This window comes from Aurantiacibacter odishensis (assembly GCF_003605195.1).
GTDB lineage: Bacteria > Pseudomonadota > Alphaproteobacteria > Sphingomonadales > Sphingomonadaceae > Alteraurantiacibacter > Alteraurantiacibacter odishensis.
Map to the genome: position 1 here is coordinate 15,067 of NZ_QYOS01000016.1, position 17,198 is coordinate 32,264.

The window sequence follows — 17,198 nt, forward strand, 5'->3', positions numbered from 1 at the left end:
GGGGCCGGTCTGGTCCCGACCATGAAACCACCCCCAGAAAGAGGATCAGATTATGCGCAAGATCGTACTCGCTACCGCCATGGCCGGAACGGCTCTCACCCTGACCGCCTGCGGCGACACGTCGGATGTGCCTTCCGACGTCGAGACCATGGAGCCGGTTGAGCAGGTCGAAACCTATCCCGATGCAGTCGACGTCGTCGCCAACGCCAGCACCGCTTCTGCCGAGGAACTGGTCGCCGTGGAAGGCGTGTCTCAGGAACTGGCCGACGCCATCGTCGCAGGCCAGCCCTACGCCGATGTGATCGCGCTCAACACCGTGCTGCTGGCAAACGGCACCGAGGAAGAAGCCGCGACGGTGCTGGAAAACGTCTTCGTGCCGGTGAACCTCAACACCGCGACCGCTGAGCAGATCGCGCTGATTCCCGGCATGACCGACCGCATGGTTGGCGAATTTCTGGAATACCAGCCCTACGAGAACATGGACGAATTCGACCGTGAAATCGGCAAGTATGTCGATGAGGACGAAGTCGCCCGTCTGCGCCGCTACGTCACTCTCTGACGTAGTTGCAGGGCTATCCTGACGATCTCGATGGCGGCCATGATCCCGATGTGTATCCAGGCCGTCGTCGGATCGAAGGATGCCAGCACCCAGTGCACGAACATCAGCACCGCTGCCGGATAGACGAGGCGGTGCAGCTTCTTCCATGACCGCTTGAGCGCCCGCACGGACTTGTCGTTGGATGTGATCGCCAGCGGTAAGAACAGCGCCAGCGCCAGCCAGCCTGTAAGCATGTCCGGGTTGGTCGCTTCGTCGAGAATGGGCTGCAAGTCGGCCTTGTTCCACAGGTAGATCGCCGTGTGCAGGGCAGCATAGGCGAAGCTTGCCACGCCAAGGTCGCGCCGCCTGCGCATCAGCCATATGGCCCAGCCGGCCTTGCGGAACAGCAGGCGGATAGGCGTTACCGCCAGCGTCACCATCAGCAGCCACGCCGCCCAGTCGCCAGTGTCCCCGATCGCGTGGCCGAAGCCATAGGTTCGCGGTGTCACTGCCCATTGCCCGAGGATCCAGATGCCGGGCAGGGCGAGCACGAGCCACAGGAACGGGCGGGATTTCAGGATGGCCTGCATGGCGTGATACCGTATCCTTGAAAAAAGGGCGCCCGAACCGGACGCCCTTTCCTGTTTCAATTATCAGCGATCAAAGCTGGCCGAGCATGTGCTCCGCGCTGGAGACCTTGAACTCGCCGGGGCCTTCCACGTTGATCTCGGTCACGACGCCGTCGTCCACGATCATCGAATATCGGTTGGAGCGGGTGCCCATGCCATAGCCACTCATGTCGGCAGTAAGGCCCATGGCCTTGGCGAAGTCGCCGCTGCCGTCGGCCAGCATGGTGATTGCGTCGCCGCCGTCGGCCTTGTTCCAGGCACCCATCACGAAAGCGTCGTTCACGGCCGTGCAGGCAATCTCGTCGATGCCCTTGGCCTTGAGCTCATCAGCCTTCTCCACGTAGCCGGGCAGGTGCTTGGCAGAGCAGGTGGGCGTGAAAGCGCCGGGCACGGCGAACAATGCCACCTTCTTGCCGGCGAAGAAATCGCTCGACTGCACGGCTTCCGGACCGTCGCTCGTGGGTTTCACCAACTTTACGTCGGGAAGCTTGTCACCTTTGGAAATCGTCATTTGGTAATCCTCCTGTCACCGTCCACGGGCCGACATAAGTGCTGGCGCGACGGGCGCAAGCGGAATGCTCGAAAGGCGGGGGTTGTCCGCCAACATTGTCCCGCCTATGTGCAGCCGCAGCATAGGCGTTGCATGGAGCCCCGGCGACGCATCACCCGAACACGACAGGAGACGTGCCCGTGGCCGACGCCGCTTTCGACGACTATATCATCAAGGACATCTCGCTCGCCAACTATGGCCGTGCGGAGATCAACATTGCCGAAACCGAAATGCCGGGGCTGATGGCCACGCGCGAGGAATATGGCGATGCGCAGCCGCTGAAGGGCGCCCGCATCACAGGCTCGCTGCACATGACCATCCAGACCGCCGTGCTGATCGAGACGCTGGTCGCGCTGGGCGCGGAAGTACGCTGGGCCACCTGCAACATCTTCTCCACGCAGGATCACGCCGCTGCCGCGATTGCAGAGCAGGACATTCCCGTGTTCGCCGTGAAGGGCGAGAGCCTCGCCGATTACTGGGACTATGTCGGCAAGATCTTCGACTGGTCGACCGATGACGATCCGGACCAGACGGCGAACCTCATCCTCGACGATGGCGGCGATGCCACCATGTTCGCGCTGTGGGGTGCACGCATCGAAGCGGGCGAGGAAATGCCCGAGCCGGCCAATGCCGAAGAAATCGAGATGCAGCGCGCGCTGAAGGAATTCGTGAAGCGCAAGCCGGGCTACCTCACCAAGTCGGTGCAGAACATTCGCGGCGTGTCCGAGGAAACCACCACCGGCGTTCACCGTCTCTATTCGCTGGCGAAGAAGGGCAAGCTGCCGTTCCCCGCGATCAACGTGAACGATTCCGTCACCAAGTCGAAGTTCGACAACCTTTACGGTTGCCGCGAGTCGCTGGTCGACGCCATCCGCCGCGCCACCGATGTCATGCTTTCGGGCAAGGTCGCACTGGTTGCCGGCTTCGGCGACGTGGGCAAGGGCTCCGCACAGTCGCTTCGCAACGGCGGTGCGCGCGTTCTGGTGACCGAGATCGACCCCATCTGCGCCCTGCAGGCGGCGATGGACGGCTTCGAGGTCGTGACCATGGAAGAAGGCGTGAAGCGCGCCGACATCTTCGTTACCACCACCGGTAACGAGGACGTGATCACCGCCGATCACATGAAGGCGATGAAGCCGATGAGCATTGTGTGCAACATCGGCCACTTCGATTCCGAGATCCAGATCGGCGCACTGTCGAACTACGAGTGGACCGAACTGAAGCCGGGTACGGACCTCGTGAAATTCCCCGACGGCAAGGAAATCATCGTGCTGGCCAAGGGCCGCCTGGTGAACCTCGCCTGCGCCACCGGCCACCCCAGCTTCGTGATGAGTTGCTCCTTCACCAACCAGGTGCTGGCGCAGATGGAACTGTGGGAACGCCACGACAACTACGAGAATGACGTCTACGTCCTGCCCAAGAAGCTGGACGAGAAGGTCGCCGCACTGCACCTCGACAAGCTGGGCGTGAAGCTGACGAAGCTGAGCCAGGAACAGGCCGATTACATCGGCGTGCCGGTGGAAGGTCCGTTCAAGCCGGAACATTATCGCTACTGATCGCAAACAAGCGACAAGCTGCAACTTTCAGAACGCCCCGGCCACCCACGCGCCGGGGCGTTTTGTTTTTGGCATCAGACTGTCGGCATCCTTGCGCAGGCCATTGCAACTGCGCCCTTGCTCTCATAGCTGCATACCGGAATGGAACTGCCCCCCTCCGCAATGGCCCTGCTGGGCCTTATGCTGGCCGCGTGGACCTTTGGCGCGGTGTGGCTGGTCGTGGGTTCGCTCCAGCGCGCACGGGCCGCCCGGCACGCCCGCAATTCCGTGCGGCGGCTTTCGCGCATGATCGACGATGCGCCCGCCATTCCGCTGCTGGTGCGCCCGGATGGCAAGATCGAGGGGCCGGACAGGCTGGCCAAGTGGCTTGGACTGGACGAATTGCCGGGCTTCCTCACCGAACTCGGCGGCGGGCTTGACGAGGAAGATTTGAAGGATCTTCGCGAAGCCGTGCGCCGCACGCACAAGACCGCCGCGCCGTTCAGCATGGTGGTGACGCCCAAGGGTTCGACAAAGAGCCTCGCCGTGCGCGGACAACTGGCGGATCCCGTCATCGCCTCTGGCGGGGCGGCCATGGTGTGGTGGTTCGATTTCTCGGAAAGCCAGGGTGAACTTGCCCGCCTGCGCGAGGAAACAGCGCGGGCGCGCAACGATTTCGCCGCGCTGGTCGGGCTGATTGAAGCTGCGCCGATGCCCATGTGGTTCCGCGGTCCGGAAATGGACCTGCGCCTCGTCAATAGCGCCTATGTCTCTGCGGTCGGCGCGAAGAATGCGGCCGCTGTCGTTGAGGACCAGATCGAACTGGTAGAGACGGTGGACGGGCTTTCGGCAGCGCAGATCGCGCAGCAGGCCCACAGCCGAGACATGCCGGTGGAGCGGATCGTGCAGGCGACCGTCGGCAATCAGCGCCGCACGCTGCGCGTGTCGGACCTGCCGCTGGGCGAGGAGGGGGTGGCAGGCTACGCCATCGATATCGAGGAGATGGAGGAGCAGACCCGCGCCTTCCGCGCCTTCCGCGCCGCGCAGCGTTCCATGCTGGACCAGCTCTCCGTCGGCGTCGCCCAGTTCGATCCCGACCGGCGGCTCGCTTTCTGCAATCAGCCATTTCAGCGCATTTTCGCGCTGCCGAATTCCACCCGCGTCGACCCGCCCGATTTCGACCGTTTCCTCGATCTTGCCCGCGATGCCGGGCGTCTGCCCGAAACGCGCGACTTCCCTTCGTGGCGAGCCGAGCTGGCAGGCTGGTTCACGCAGGATGCCCCGGTGGAGGACGCCTGGACCCTGGCGGACAGTACGTATTTGCGCATCGTTGCGCAGCCGTTGCCCGATGGCGGGCTGGTGCTGGTGGCCGAGGACAGGTCCGAGCAACTCGCGCTCTCCGCAACGCGCGACACGCTCTTGCGCACTCGTACCGCGACGTTCGATTCGCTTTTCGAATCGCTCGCGGTCTTTGCGCCCGATGGCCGGATGCAGCTGTGGAACCGCCGCTTCCCTACGATCTGGGGCCTGCCGGAAGAATTCGTCGACGAGCACCCGCATGTCGACAAGCTGCTGGACCGGATTTCCAACCGGCTTGCGCGGCCCGGCCAGCGCAAGGCCATCGGCGAAGTCGTGCGTGCAGCGACGCTGGACAGGAAGCAGCGCGGCGGGCGCGTGGTGCTCTCCGACGGGCGCACTCTCGAATTTGCCGGGGTGCCGCTTCCCGATGGCAATGGCTTGCTGACGGTGTTGGACGTGACCGATTCCACCAAGGCGGAGGAGGCCTTGCGCGAACGCAATCAGGCGCTGGAAGAAGCGGACGCGGTGAAGACTCGCTTCCTTGCCAACATGAGCTACGAATTCCGCACGCCGCTCACCTCCATCGGCGGGTTCGCCGAGCTGTTGCAGAACGGCGTGGCAGGCGAACTGTCCGATCAGGGCAAGGAATATGTCGGCGCAATCATCGCCTCGGTCGAACGCCTGTCGCAACAGATCGAATCCGTGCTAGACCTGACCCAGAGCGAGGCGGGGCTGCTTCCCATCGCGACCGAGGACGTGGAACTGCTGAGTTTCGCAACGCAAGTCGTGCGGGCGCGCGAGGAAGCGATCGAGGCGAAGAACATCACGCTGGACCTGCGCGGCGACAAGAGCGCCGGGACGGTGCAGGCGGACCGCCGCCAGCTTTCCCGCGCGGTCGGCAACCTTCTCGACAATGCCATCTCGGCAACGCCGGAAGGCGGGCGCATCCTGGTGGCGCTGGGGCGGCGCAAGTCGGGCGCGCGCATCGTCATTTCCGACAATGGCGAGGGAATGCGGCCCAGCGAACTCGCCCGCGCGCTGGACGGCTATCGCCTGACCGGCAGTGACGGCAAGGAAGGCAAGCGCGGCCTCGGCCTGCCGCTCGCCCGGCAGTTGATCGAGGCACACGGCGGCAGACTGGAAATCCAGTCGGAAAAGGGCGCGGGGACGACGGCGACGGTGAAATTGCCGTGAACGTCAACTTACCCGATCTCGCCTCCATGGAAGCGTTCGGAAAACGGATTGCGGCGAACCTGCGAGCGGGCGATGTCGTGGCGCTTACGGGCGGGCTTGGCACCGGCAAGACTACCCTCTCCCGCGCGATCCTCGCGGCCCTCGGCCACGAGGGCGACGTGCCTTCGCCTACCTTCACCATCATCGAGACTTACGAGCATCTCGACCCGCCGGTAGTCCACGCGGATTTCTACCGGCTCGAAGACCCTGCGGAAGTGGAGCAACTCGGCCTCGACGATTATCGCGAAGGCGCGGTGCTGCTGGCGGAATGGCCCGACCATGCCGGCGGCTTCGCGAATGAGGCGGGTTGCCTGCAAATCGCGCTGGAAATGGCGGATGAAGGGCGCTTGGCCGTTGTGGAACCGGGCGCAGGTTGGCAAGAACGCTGGCCATGACAACACCTCTTCCCGCAGGGCTGGACGAATTCCTGGAAAGTGCCGGTTGGCGCGGTGCCGAGATCGAGCCGCTGCCCGGCGATGCCAGCTTCCGCCGCTATTTCCGCGTGCGCAAGGCCGACAATCACGCCATGCTGATGGACGCCCCGCCGCCGCATGAAGACCCGAAGCCCTTTCTCGATGTGGGCAAGTGGCTGATCGGGCAGGGGTTGCGTGCGCCGAAAATCTTTGCCGAAGCGCCGGAACGTGGCCTCGTGCTGATCGAGGATTTCGGGCACGACCGGATGCGCGACTGGCTGGATACGAACCCGGCCGAGGAACGCCGCGCCTACCGCGATGCGATCGACGCGCTGGTAGACCTGCACAATTGCCCGCCGGGACCGTTCGAAATTTACACGCTGGAAACATACCTGCGCGAGGCGTCGCTGTTTCCGGACTGGTTCTGCGTCGCCGCCGGCCTTGAGGTCGACCCGATGGGCTTCGCTACCGCCTGGCGCGAGGCGCTGGGGCCATTGCTGATCCGCCAACAGCCGGGCGTTACCGTGCTGCGCGATTACCATGCCGAGAACATCATGCTGCTGGGCGGCAAGGGCGAATATACAGGCGAGCAGGGCCTGATCGATTTTCAGGACGCGCTGGTCGGCCACCGCGCCTACGATCTCGTCTCGCTGCTGCAGGATGCGCGGCGCGATGTCTCGGTCGATCTCGAAGCGGAAATGCTGGATCACTACCGCAGCCGAATGGACGTGGACGAGACTTTCGATGCCGATTACGCGGTGCTGGGCGCGCAGCGCAACGCCAAGATCGTGGGCATCTTTACCCGCCTGTGGAAGCGCGACGGCAAGGACCGCTATCTGCCGATGATCCCGCGCGTTTGGGAAGCGATGGAGCGCGATCTGGCGCATCCGGCGCTGGAACCTGTAGCCCGCTGGTTCGCTGCCAACATACCGGACGAGGTGCGCGCAAGTCAGGGGAGCATATTCGGGTGAGCAAACTGGCCAGCGATACCGCCATGGTTCTCGCGGCAGGCCTGGGCAAGCGGATGCGTCCGCTGACGGCCACTCAGCCAAAGCCGATGGTGCGCGTGGCGGGCAAGCCGCTGGTGGACCACGCTCTCGACAAGCTGGCCGATGCGGGCGTGGCCCGCGCCGTCGTCAATGTACACTATCTCGCGGATTCCATAGAGGCTCACCTGAAGGATCGCGCAGCGCCCGAAGTGATCATCTCCGACGAGCGCGAAGAGCTGCTGGAAACGGGCGGCGGCATCGTGAAAGCGGCAGGCCACCTTCCCGACCCGTTCTTCTGCCTCAACTCCGACAACATCTGGCTCGACGGCCCGGTGAATGCTTTTGCCGACCTGTCCGCTTTCTGGGATGCGGACAGGATGGACGCGCTGTTGCTGCTGGTGACGCACAAGGCGGCGCACAATTTCAGCGGCAAGGGCGACTTCCACATGGATGCGGAAGGCCGCCTGCGCCGTCGCCAATCCGGCCGCATCGCGCCCTACATCTTCACCGGCATTCAGCTGATTTCCAAGCGCCTGATGCGCGACGCGCCGGAAGGTCCGTTCTCCACGAACACGCTGTGGAGCCGCGCCATCGAGGAAGGCCGCCTGTATGGCACCGCCTTTACCGGGCAATGGTTCGAAGTGGGCACGCCGCAAGCGATCAAACCGACCGAAGAAGCTCTTTCGGAAGTCTGAAACCGCGTCTAGGCTGCAATGATGGCGGGGCGGCAAGACCTTCAAACACCACAGGTTTATTCGATCGCAGCGCATCGCGGTTTTGCCGATGCGCTGGTGGCGGGACTCGTGCCGCGATACGCCGACGATGTCTTCGGTCTTGCCCGATTGACGCTGCTGCTGCCCAGCGCCCGCGCCGCGCGCACGATGAGCGAGGCTTTCGTGCGCCACGCAGGCGAGACGGGCCGCAAGGGCCTGCTGATGCCGCGCATGGTGCTGGTGGGCGATCTGGACCTCGACGAATCGCTCGGCCCGCTGTTCGATTCGCTCGGCGCGGGTGCGGCGATACCGCCAGCCGCCGATCCCACCCGCCGCTGGCTTCGCCTCGCTGCCATCATTCGTGATGTGCGCGGCGATCAGGCTCCGAAAGGCGCCGCGCTGCTCAGGTTGGCGCGCGAGACCGGGCAGGTGATGGACCGCCTGCTGGTGGAGGAAATCGCGCCCGACGATCTGTTGTCGGAGCGGGTGCTGGACCTGGTCGGCGACCTGTCCGATCACTGGCGCGACAACCTTCACCTGTTCGCCACGGTCCAGCGCCTGTGGCTCGCCGAACTGGAAGAGCGGGGAGAGCGCGATGCTGCGGCCCGGCGCAACATGCTGTTCCGCGAGGCGGCGCGCCGGATGCGCGAGAACCCGCCAGACACGCCCTTCGTCGCCGCCGGTGTCACCAGCGCCGCTCCTGCCCTGGCGCGGCTGCTTCGCACGGTGTCCGAATTGCCGCAGGGCGCTGTCGTGCTGCCAGATCTCGACCTGTCGATGGGTGATGAGGTGTGGGACGAGCTTGGCAGCGCGGGCGATACCTCCGGTGAAACGCCGTTCACCAGCGGCGACGCGCTGACGCATCCGCAATATCACCTGAAGCTGCTGCTCAATCGCATGGGCGTGGCGCGAGGCGAAGTGCAGCAATGGCACCGCGCCGGCCTTGCCAAGGGTCCTCCCGAACGCACGCACGCCATTTCCAGCCTGTTCCTGCCGCCGGAAGCCAGCAAGGCTTGGGTTAAGCTGCCTGCTGCCAAGCGCCGAATGGCGGGCGTGAGGCTGGTCGAGATTGGCAATCCTGAAGAAGAAGCGCAGACGGTTTCTCTATTGGTTCGCGAGGCGCTGGACGAGCCGGAAAAGCGCGTGGCCGTCGTCACGCCAGACAGGGGTCTTGCCGGGCGCGTGGCGCAACACTTGCGCCGCTGGAACATCGAGGCGGACGATTCCGCTGGCCGTCCCCTGGGCGAGACCGCTGCGGGGCGCGTCCTGCTGTTGCTGGCCGAAGTGGTAGCGGAACCTGCCGCGCCGGTGCCGCTGATTGCGCTGCTGGAACATCCACTGGTCGCGGCGGGGGAGGGCAGGGCGGCCTGGCTGCGCGCGACACGCCGGTTCGAACTGAAGCTGCGCGGACCGCGCAAGTCTCCGGGTCTCGCGCCGCTGAGGCCGCTGGCGACAAAGGCTGGCGTCGAACAGTGGTGGCAGGAGGTCGAGAGCATTCTGTCCCCACTGCTGGAGGCAGGGGAGTCCGCTGAACTGGCGACGTGGCTCGACTTGCTGGCGGCCGCCGGGGAGGCTCTGTGCGGCGAGGGTCTGTGGGCGAGGGAGGATGGCCGTGCGCTCTCCGCCTTCGTCGAGGACCTGCGCCTTCATGCGCGCGACATCGATACGCCGCTGGAAGCCGAAGACCTGCCGTTGGTGCTGCGCGACGCGATGGACCGCGTTGCGGTGCGTCCACCCTACGGCGGCCATCCGCGCGTGGCGATCTACGGCTTGCTGGAAGCGCGCATGACCCGCGCCGACCTGGTGATCTGCGCTGGCCTCAACGAAGGCACCTGGCCGCCGCGTCCGGCCACCGATCCGCTGCTTGCACCCGGAGTCCTGCGCGCTCTGGGCGTTCCGGGGGCTGACTTCCGCATTGGCCTTTCCGCGCATGATCTTGCCGGAGCGCTCGGCGCCCCCGAAGTCGTGCTGACGCGTGCCCGCCGCGATCTTGCCGGACCTGCCATCGCCTCCCGCTTCCTGCTCCGTGTGCGGGCGTTGCTGGGTGAGGACCTGGTGGCAAAGCACGAAGACTGCGAGGTGGTGACGCTGGCACGTGCGCTTGATGATCCGCCACCTGTTCCCCACGCGCCGCGACCGCAGCCGTGTCCTCCGCCAGAAATGCGGCGGCAGGACATCAGCGTGACCGCGCTCGATCGACTGCGCAGCGATCCGTTCCAATACTACGCGAGCAAGCTCCTGCGGCTTGGCGAACTGGACGGGGTTGATGCCGAGCCGACACCCGCCTGGCAGGGCGAACTGGCGCACGCGATCCTGGAAGACTGGCACAAGGGCAAGGGTGAGCTTGCCGACCTTGCAGACAGGCACCTGCGTGAGATGTCCGCTCACCCGTTGATGCGTGCGCTGTGGCGACCGCGTCTCATGGCGGCGCTGGAATGGGTTGCGAAGACGATCGAGGAAGACCCGGAGCGCAAGCCCGTCGCTATCGAACAATGGGGCGAGATGACCGAGCGCGGTATCCGCATTTTCGGCAAGGCGGACCGGATCGACAGGCTGGCCGACGGAACGTTGGCCGTCGTCGATTACAAGACCGGCAGCCCGCCCACCGGCGCGCAGGTTGAGGAAGGCTTTGCACTGCAACTCGGAACCATCGGGCTCATCGCGCAGGCGGGCGGGTTCGAGAGCATCAGCGGAGATCCTGTCAAATTCGAATACTGGTCGCTCGGCAAGGCCAAGGCGAAGGATCATCCCACGGGGTTCGGGTACGTCTCCACGCCATTGCTGGAAGGGAAAAAGCGCACCGGCATCCCGCCTGCCGAATTCCTGCCCAAGGCGCGCGAATTTCTCGACGACGCGCTGGACCGCTGGCTGCTGGGCGACGAGCCTTTCACCGCGCGGCTCAACCCCGATGCGCCGGGATACGACACCTACGATCAGCTGATGCGGCTTGCCGAATGGCAGGGGCGGGACGAGGCATGAGCGGTAAGGTATTCCCTCTGAAGGACAACCAGGCGCTGGCGGTGGAGCCGCGTGACAGCGTGTGGCTTTCGGCCTCGGCAGGCACGGGCAAGACGCAGGTGCTCTCCGCCCGCGTGTTGCGCCTGCTGCTGACGCCGGGCGTGCGGCCGGAACATATCCTGTGCCTCACCTTCACCAAGGCCGGCGCGGCCGAAATGGCGACCCGCGTCAACGAGGTGCTGGCGAACTGGGTGCGCATGGAGGACGATCGCCTCGTGGGCGACCTGCGCGCCATCGGGGCGGACTTCGATCCCGAAACGCGCGCCCGCGCCCGCACGCTGTTCGCCGCCGTGCTCGATTGCCCCGGCGGCGGCCTTCGCATCGATACGATCCACGCGTTCTCGCAGTGGCTGCTCGCCGCTTTCCCGGAAGAGGCTGGCCTTATTCCCGGCACCCGCCCGATGGAAGACCGCGACCGCGACCTGCTGGCGGACCGCGTACTGCGCGAACTGCTGGTGGAGTGGGAGGAAAGCGATGCTGCTTCGGTCACCGCGCTGGAGGACCTGTCGAAGCGCCACGGTCCCGACGGCGCGCGCGCTTGGCTGATGCGATGCGCCGCGTCGCGCGACGTGTGGTTCGGCAACGGGGCGTGGCAGCCGCCGATGGAACCGCGCGTGAAGCGCTTGCTCGGGCTGGACGCGGATGCCTCTCGCGAAGGGTTGGCTGAGCTTTGCGGGGACGAGGCGTTCGACTGCGATGCCTTGCGGCAATGGCGCGGGGCCCATGCGGCGTGGGGCACGAAAACGGCGCTCGGCTGCCTGGAGGCTATCGACAACTGGCTGGCCGGTGGCACCACGGCGCGCTTCGATTCCTGCGACGCTCTGACAGCCTCGCTGTTCACCCAGAAAGGGGACGTGCGTTCGCTCTCCAGCCTGGAAAAACACGATCCCGCCATCGCCGATGCTGCGGGGCGCGTAGGAGAATGCCTCGCCGCGATACGCGAACAGGCAGTCCTGCTCGACCTCGTCGATTACATCACCCCCGCGCTGGAAGTGGGCCGAAAGTTCGCCATCGCCTGGGACGATGCCAAGGCGCGCGAGGGGCTGGTCGATTTTGACGACCTCATCATGCGTGCTGCCAAGCTGCTCGGCAATTCGGACATGTCGGCGTGGATCCGCTACAAGCTGGACCGCCGCTTCGATCATATCCTGGTTGACGAGGCGCAGGACACCAACGAGGCGCAGTGGGCGATCATCGACGCGCTGACCGACGATTTCTTCGCCGGGCTTGGGCAGGCTGAGGAGAGGCTGCGCACGATCTTCGTCGTGGGCGATTACAAGCAGGCGATCTTCCGCTTCCAAGGCACCAGTCCGGAGAATTTCGCCGCTGCGCGCGCCAGCTATGCCCGTCGCCTGTCGGAATGGGTGCAGGGCGTGGCGCAATCGCGGCAGGGCATCGACGCGCGGGAGTTGCAGGACCTTGGGCTGGGCCGCAGCTATCGCACGGCGCAAAGCGTGCTCACCTTCGTGGACGACGCCATCGAGGCCATCGGTCACGGCAATTTCGGGCTCGACCGCAAGCCGGAGCCGCACATTGGCGACAACCGGCCCGGTCTCGTCACGCTGTGGGCACCCGTTCCCGGCCATCCCGACGAGGCGGAGGACGGCGGCGAAGACGGTCCGGAGATCGGCGTATCCGAGCCGGAGCGGCGCATGGCCGAGAAAATCGCGCTCCAGATCAGGCAGATGTGGGACGGCGGCTTTCCGCTGGTGAAGGACAAGGCCAACCCGCGCAACGCCACGCCGGGCGATTTCATGGTGCTGGTGAGGAAGCGCAAGGAACTGGCCGGACTGATCGTCGCCAAGCTGCACGCTGCGGGCGTTCCCGTGGCCGGTGTGGACCGTCTGCGCCTCGGCGCGCCGCTGGCGGTGAAGGACCTGATGGCCGCGCTCCGCTTTGCCGCGCAGCCGCGTGACGACCTGAGCCTTGCCAGCCTGCTGGTCTCGCCCGTTTTCGGGTGGGGCCAGGACGATTTGCTGCAATATGCCGCGCGGGAGAAGGGCGTGGCGCTGTGGGATCACCTGCGCGATCTCGCCGCCGAGAAACCGTGCGAAGCCGTCACCATGCTCTCGCAACTCCTGGCTCTGGCTGATTTCGAGACACCACAGGCGCTGCTCCACTGGGTTCTCCTGGGGCCGTGGAAAGCGCGCGGCAAGCTGGTGGCGCGGCTTGGCCGGGAAGCCAACGACCCGATCGACGAGCTTCTCAACGCCGCGCAGCAGTTCAGCGCATCCAGCACGCCGAGCCTCCAAGGCTTCATCCGCTGGTTCGACGCGGGCGACGGCGAACTGAAGCGCGAGGCCGAGGGTGCGGGCGACATGGTGCGGGTGATGACCGTGCATGGCTCCAAGGGCTTGCAGGCCCCCATCGTCATCCTCGCCGATGCCTGCGGCGATCCCAATGCCTCGCGCGCTTCCGGTCTCGAATTGGCGGAACGCGTGCCGGGTGGAGAAGGGCGCACCATCCCGCTGCCCGGCCTGCGTACAGAGGAGCGCGTCGGCCCGATCCAGGCCGCAGCCGATGCCGCCAAGGCTGCCGAGCGCGAGGAGCACTGGCGCCTGCTCTATGTCGCCATGACGCGGGCGGAGGAGGCGTTGTTCATCGGCGGCGCGCTGGGCAAGCGCGAGAAGGAGCCTGCCGAAGACAGCTGGTTTGCCCGGCTAGCGCCGCTGTTCGATGCGGAACCGCTCGACGATCCAACGTGGGGATGGCGCCTCGAACTGGGCGAGCGGGCGGAGAAAGTGCCGCACAAGTCGCAGCAGGCGCTGCCAATCCCGCCCGTTCTGCCGAAATGGGCGATCACGCCTATCGGCCCCGAACCGCGTCCGCCGCGTCCGCTGGCACCATCGGCGGGAACCGAGGAGCAGGGCGCCGATCCGCCGCTCCCGGCAGAGCAGGCAGCCATTGCCGCGCGGCGCGGGGTGCTTATTCACGCACTGCTCGAACGCTTGCCCGATACGCCCAGAGAATTGCGCGAAAGCGGCGGGCGCGCATGGCTGGCGCGGCGCGCGCCGGACCTCGCTGAGCAGGAGCGCGAGGACATGCTCTCCCGCGCGCTGGCCGTGCTCGATACGCCCGAATGGCGCGACCTGTTCGGGCCAAAGGCGCTGGCCGAAGTTCCGCTGGCGGCAACCGTGGGCGAGCAGGTGATCGCGGGCACGGCGGACAGGCTGCTGATAACGCCGGAGCGCGTGGTGGTGGCCGATTTCAAGACGGCACGCCGCCCACCGTCCAATATCGCGCAGGTGCCAGAAAGCACGTTGCGGCAGATGGCGGCCTACGTTGCGGCGCTTTCGGTGATCTATCCCGATCGCGAGGTTGAGGCGGCGGTGCTCTACACCCAGACGCCGCAGCTTATCGCGATCCCTGCCGGGCTGCTGGACGCGCACAAGCCGCAGTAGCAGCGCACCCAAGGAAAGCTTTTGTTGCCGAAGCATTGAGTCCCTGAACGAACGCCCTAGTTAGGGTGCCAAGAATATTCAGGAGAACGATAATGGCGACCGTGAACGTAACCGATGCCAGCTTCCAGTCAGACGTGCTGGATGCCGACAAGCCCGTGCTGGTGGATTTCTGGGCCGACTGGTGCGGCCCGTGCAAGATGATCGCGCCGGCGCTTGAAGAAATTTCCGACGAACTGGCCGACAAGGTCACGATTGCCAAGATGGACATCATGGAAAACCCCGATGTACCCGGCCAGATGGGCGTGCAGTCGATCCCTTACCTCGTCGTTTTCAAGGACGGCAAGCCGGTGGCCCAGCAGAAAGGTGCCGCCCCCAAGAACGCGCTGAAGGCGTGGCTCGAAAGCGTCCTTTAAGCCTCCAGTGAATTGAGTCGCGCCGCCATGGCCTCCCACAGGGACGGCGTGGCGGCGGCGACCAGCCCCTTGCGGTCCCACTCGTCCACCCGGTAGGGCGAGCCATCGTCGGGCCGCGCGGCCTTGCCGCCCGCTTCCTCCAGCCACAGACACCCTGCCGCATGGTCCCAGGCCAGCGTGCGCTCGAATATCGAGACGTCGTTCTCGCCCAGCGCGAGGCGCGGATACTGCTCGGCTGCACAATAGGGAATGTCGGTGAGGCGGTAGTTCGGACAGATGTGCTCGATCATGGCGGCGCGCTTGCTCTCGTCCATGAAGATGAGCGAAATCGCCGCGACCGGCGGGTCTTCCCCGGTGGTGCGGGCGGTCACTTTCTCGCCGCCGACGGTCGCGCCCTTGCCGCGATGGGCGGCGCAGAACCGGCCTGACAGGCAATCGTAGATCCACCCGCTTTGCGCCACGCCGCCGTCGGCCTGCGCGATCAGGATGCCGAACGGCGGCTGACCGCTGGCGAAGTTGCGCGTGCCGTCGATGGGATCGATGATCCAGCACGGCCCCTTCAGGCGTTCGAGCACGCTCTTCTCGTGGTGCGCGGCTTCCTCCCCAACGCAGGGCAGGCCGGGCGCGAGCTTGTCGAGCGCCTCCTGCAACGCTTCCTCGCTTTCCTTGTCGGCGATGGTGACAGGATCGTTGCCACCCTTGTCCTCGATGTGGTGGTCGGCAAGGTTGCGGAAACGCGGCAGTATCACGCGATCCGTCACGTCGCGGCAGATGGCGAGGATTTCGCGATCAATAATGCTCACGACCGGTAGTCCGCGTTGATCGAGATGTAGCCGTGCGTCAGGTCGCAGGTCCACACGGTGGCGCGTCCTTCGCCAAGGCCGAGCTCCACGGTGATGTCGATCTCCCGCCCCTCCAAATGCTTGGCCACCGGGGTCTCGTCGTAATCGGGCAGGGGAAGCCCGTTCTTCGCAGCCCAGACGCCGCCGAAGGCAATGCCAAGCTTGTCCCTGTCAGCAGGCTCGCCCGCCTTGCCCACGGCCATCACCACGCGGCCCCAGTTGGCATCGCCGCCCGCGATTGCGGTCTTTACCAGCGGGGAGTTGGCAATGGCCAGCCCCACGCGCCGGGCGCTCTCGTCCGATTCGGCGCCGCTTACGTTCACCGCGATGAACTTCTGCGCCCCTTCGCCGTCGCGCACGACGAGGTGGGAAAGCTGCATGCACGTGTCCATCAGGGCGGCAGCGAAGGCATCGGCGCCCGGATCGTCGAACGAGGAAAGCGGCGCGTTGCCCGCCTTGCCGGTGGCAAAGGCCAGAACGGTGTCGCTGGTGGAGGTGTCGCTGTCGACGGTAATGCAGTTGAACGTGCGCTGGTTCGCAAAGGCGAGGCACTGTTGCAGGAAGGCAGGCTCTACCGCCGCGTCTGTAAAGACGTAGCCCAGCATCGTTGCCATGTCGGGCGCGATCATGCCGCTGCCCTTGATGATGCCGTTCAGCGTGACCTTCGTTTCGCCCAGAATGGCAGAGGTCGTTACGCCCTTGGCAAAGGTATCGGTGGTGCCGATGGTGCGCGCTGCATCCTCCCACGAGCATTCCTGCGCCTCCAGCACCTGCGCGATACCGGCCTCCGCCTTGTCCTTGGGCAGGGGCACTCCGATGACGCCGGTGGAAGAGACCAGCACGTCCGACGGCTTGCAATCGAGGTGATGCGCCACCTGCGCCATGATCTGCTCCACCGCCTCGCGCCCGCGATAGCCGGTGAAGGCGTTGGAATTGCCTGCATTCACCACCAACGCCCGTGCGCGGCCCAGCTTCACCTGCTCGCGCCCCAGTTCCACCTCGCTGGAACAGCACACGTTGCGGGTGAAGACGCCCGCCAGCGTCGTGCCTTCTGCCAGTTCGGCATAGGTCAGGTCAGCGCGGTCCCAGTTCTTGTAGCCCGCCCGCGCCACGCGCAGCGTTACGCCGTCGATGGCGGGCATATCGGGGAAGGGCCGGGCGAGGGGGGAGGTCTCTATGTCCATGGCGCACGCCATAAATGCGCTTTGTCCTTCCGCCAACACGACAATTCACCGCTGTCGCAGTATCGTCAGTGGACTTTAAGGAATGAACCGCTATCTGGAAGGCAACATGCTTCGCCAGTTGCTCACTCTTCTTGCGCTTATCAGCGGCCTTGGCCTCACGGCCACGCCTGCCGTTGCGGCGCAGGCCAGCGTTGTCAGCGTGGCGGCATCGGGCAATGTGGAGGACTGCCAGGCAGTTACCACGCAGCCGCTGCAACTGGTGCGTGCCGCACAGCGGGCCCAGCGCTCGCAGGTGCCGTGCAAGCCCAAGCCCGTTACCGTCTGGACGCCCACCGTCCAGCTTCAGGCAGACCGCGCGCGCGAATAGCGCCGCAACCCTTTCAAATCGCCTGACCTATTCCGGCTGCGCCACCATGCGCGGCCTCTTTTTCCATATATTTC

General features: G+C 65.5%; 14 protein-coding genes. 10 read left to right on the plus strand and 4 right to left on the minus strand.

Annotated elements, in window-relative coordinates; all coding sequences use genetic code 11:
* Positions 1-52: 52 nt before the first annotated feature.
* Positions 53-559: a hypothetical protein gene (locus D4Q51_RS00655; RefSeq protein WP_120075529.1), complete on the plus strand. Its 507-nt coding sequence runs from the start codon at positions 53-55 to the stop codon at positions 557-559.
* Here D4Q51_RS00655 and D4Q51_RS00660 read toward each other — a convergent pair.
* Positions 544-1,128: a ferric reductase-like transmembrane domain-containing protein gene (locus tag D4Q51_RS00660; RefSeq protein WP_120075531.1), complete on the minus strand. Its 585-nt coding sequence runs from the start codon at positions 1,126-1,128 to the stop codon at positions 544-546. The two genes, D4Q51_RS00655 and D4Q51_RS00660, sit on opposite strands and share 16 nt — an antisense overlap.
* Positions 1,129-1,198: 70 nt before the next feature.
* Positions 1,199-1,678, minus strand: coding sequence for a peroxiredoxin (locus D4Q51_RS00665; RefSeq protein WP_120075533.1), 480 nt, complete (start codon positions 1,676-1,678; stop codon positions 1,199-1,201).
* 179 nt (positions 1,679-1,857) lie between these two features.
* Between D4Q51_RS00665 and ahcY the strand changes: the two genes are divergently transcribed.
* The 8 genes from ahcY to trxA all read left to right on the plus strand — a co-directional run bounded on the left by ahcY (position 1,858) and on the right by trxA (position 14,731).
* The gene (gene ahcY / locus D4Q51_RS00670) at positions 1,858-3,273 is read left to right on the plus strand and encodes an adenosylhomocysteinase (RefSeq protein WP_240624503.1); all 1,416 of its coding nucleotides are present in this window, start codon (positions 1,858-1,860) and stop codon (positions 3,271-3,273) included.
* Between the two features lie 141 nt (positions 3,274-3,414).
* A complete protein-coding gene (locus D4Q51_RS00675) occupies positions 3,415-5,745 on the plus strand; it encodes a PAS domain-containing sensor histidine kinase (protein WP_120075539.1) in 2,331 nt (776 codons plus the stop codon).
* Positions 5,742-6,179 (plus strand): tRNA (adenosine(37)-N6)-threonylcarbamoyltransferase complex ATPase subunit type 1 TsaE, encoded by a 438-nt coding sequence (tsaE, locus tag D4Q51_RS00680; protein WP_120075542.1) that lies wholly within the window; start codon positions 5,742-5,744, stop codon positions 6,177-6,179. The genes D4Q51_RS00675 and tsaE overlap by 4 nt, the downstream gene beginning before the upstream one ends.
* A complete protein-coding gene (locus tag D4Q51_RS00685) occupies positions 6,176-7,168 on the plus strand; it encodes an aminoglycoside phosphotransferase family protein (protein ID WP_120075545.1) in 993 nt (330 codons plus the stop codon). Before tsaE ends, D4Q51_RS00685 begins: the two co-directional genes overlap by 4 nt.
* A complete protein-coding gene (locus D4Q51_RS00690; protein ID WP_240624505.1) occupies positions 7,165-7,881 on the plus strand; it encodes a nucleotidyltransferase family protein in 717 nt (238 codons plus the stop codon). The genes D4Q51_RS00685 and D4Q51_RS00690 overlap by 4 nt, the downstream gene beginning before the upstream one ends.
* Before the next feature lie 18 nt (positions 7,882-7,899).
* Complete coding sequence (locus tag D4Q51_RS00695) at positions 7,900-10,878, plus strand: PD-(D/E)XK nuclease family protein (RefSeq protein ID WP_420807519.1); 2,979 nt, start codon at positions 7,900-7,902, stop codon at positions 10,876-10,878.
* The gene (gene addA, locus D4Q51_RS00700) at positions 10,875-14,318 is read left to right on the plus strand and encodes a double-strand break repair helicase AddA (protein ID WP_120075548.1); all 3,444 of its coding nucleotides are present in this window, start codon (positions 10,875-10,877) and stop codon (positions 14,316-14,318) included. Before D4Q51_RS00695 ends, addA begins: the two co-directional genes overlap by 4 nt.
* Positions 14,319-14,410: 92 nt before the next feature.
* Positions 14,411-14,731: a thioredoxin gene (gene trxA, locus D4Q51_RS00705; RefSeq protein WP_120075550.1), complete on the plus strand. Its 321-nt coding sequence runs from the start codon at positions 14,411-14,413 to the stop codon at positions 14,729-14,731.
* On the opposite strand, the gene D4Q51_RS00710 is transcribed toward trxA, so the two are convergent.
* Both D4Q51_RS00710 and argJ read right to left on the minus strand, forming a co-directional pair.
* Positions 14,728-15,534 carry an inositol monophosphatase family protein gene (locus D4Q51_RS00710; protein WP_240624506.1) on the minus strand — a complete coding sequence of 269 codons (807 nt, stop codon included), beginning with the start codon at positions 15,532-15,534 and terminating at the stop codon, positions 14,728-14,730. The genes trxA and D4Q51_RS00710 overlap by 4 nt on opposite strands.
* Positions 15,531-16,757 carry a bifunctional glutamate N-acetyltransferase/amino-acid acetyltransferase ArgJ gene (argJ, locus tag D4Q51_RS00715; RefSeq protein ID WP_120075608.1) on the minus strand — a complete coding sequence of 409 codons (1,227 nt, stop codon included), beginning with the start codon at positions 16,755-16,757 and terminating at the stop codon, positions 15,531-15,533. The genes D4Q51_RS00710 and argJ overlap by 4 nt, the downstream gene beginning before the upstream one ends.
* Positions 16,758-16,839: 82 nt before the next feature.
* Here argJ and D4Q51_RS00720 point away from each other — a divergent pair, with 82 nt between their 5' ends.
* Positions 16,840-17,124: a hypothetical protein gene (locus D4Q51_RS00720; RefSeq protein WP_120075553.1), complete on the plus strand. Its 285-nt coding sequence runs from the start codon at positions 16,840-16,842 to the stop codon at positions 17,122-17,124.
* Positions 17,125-17,198: the final 74 nt, after the last annotated feature.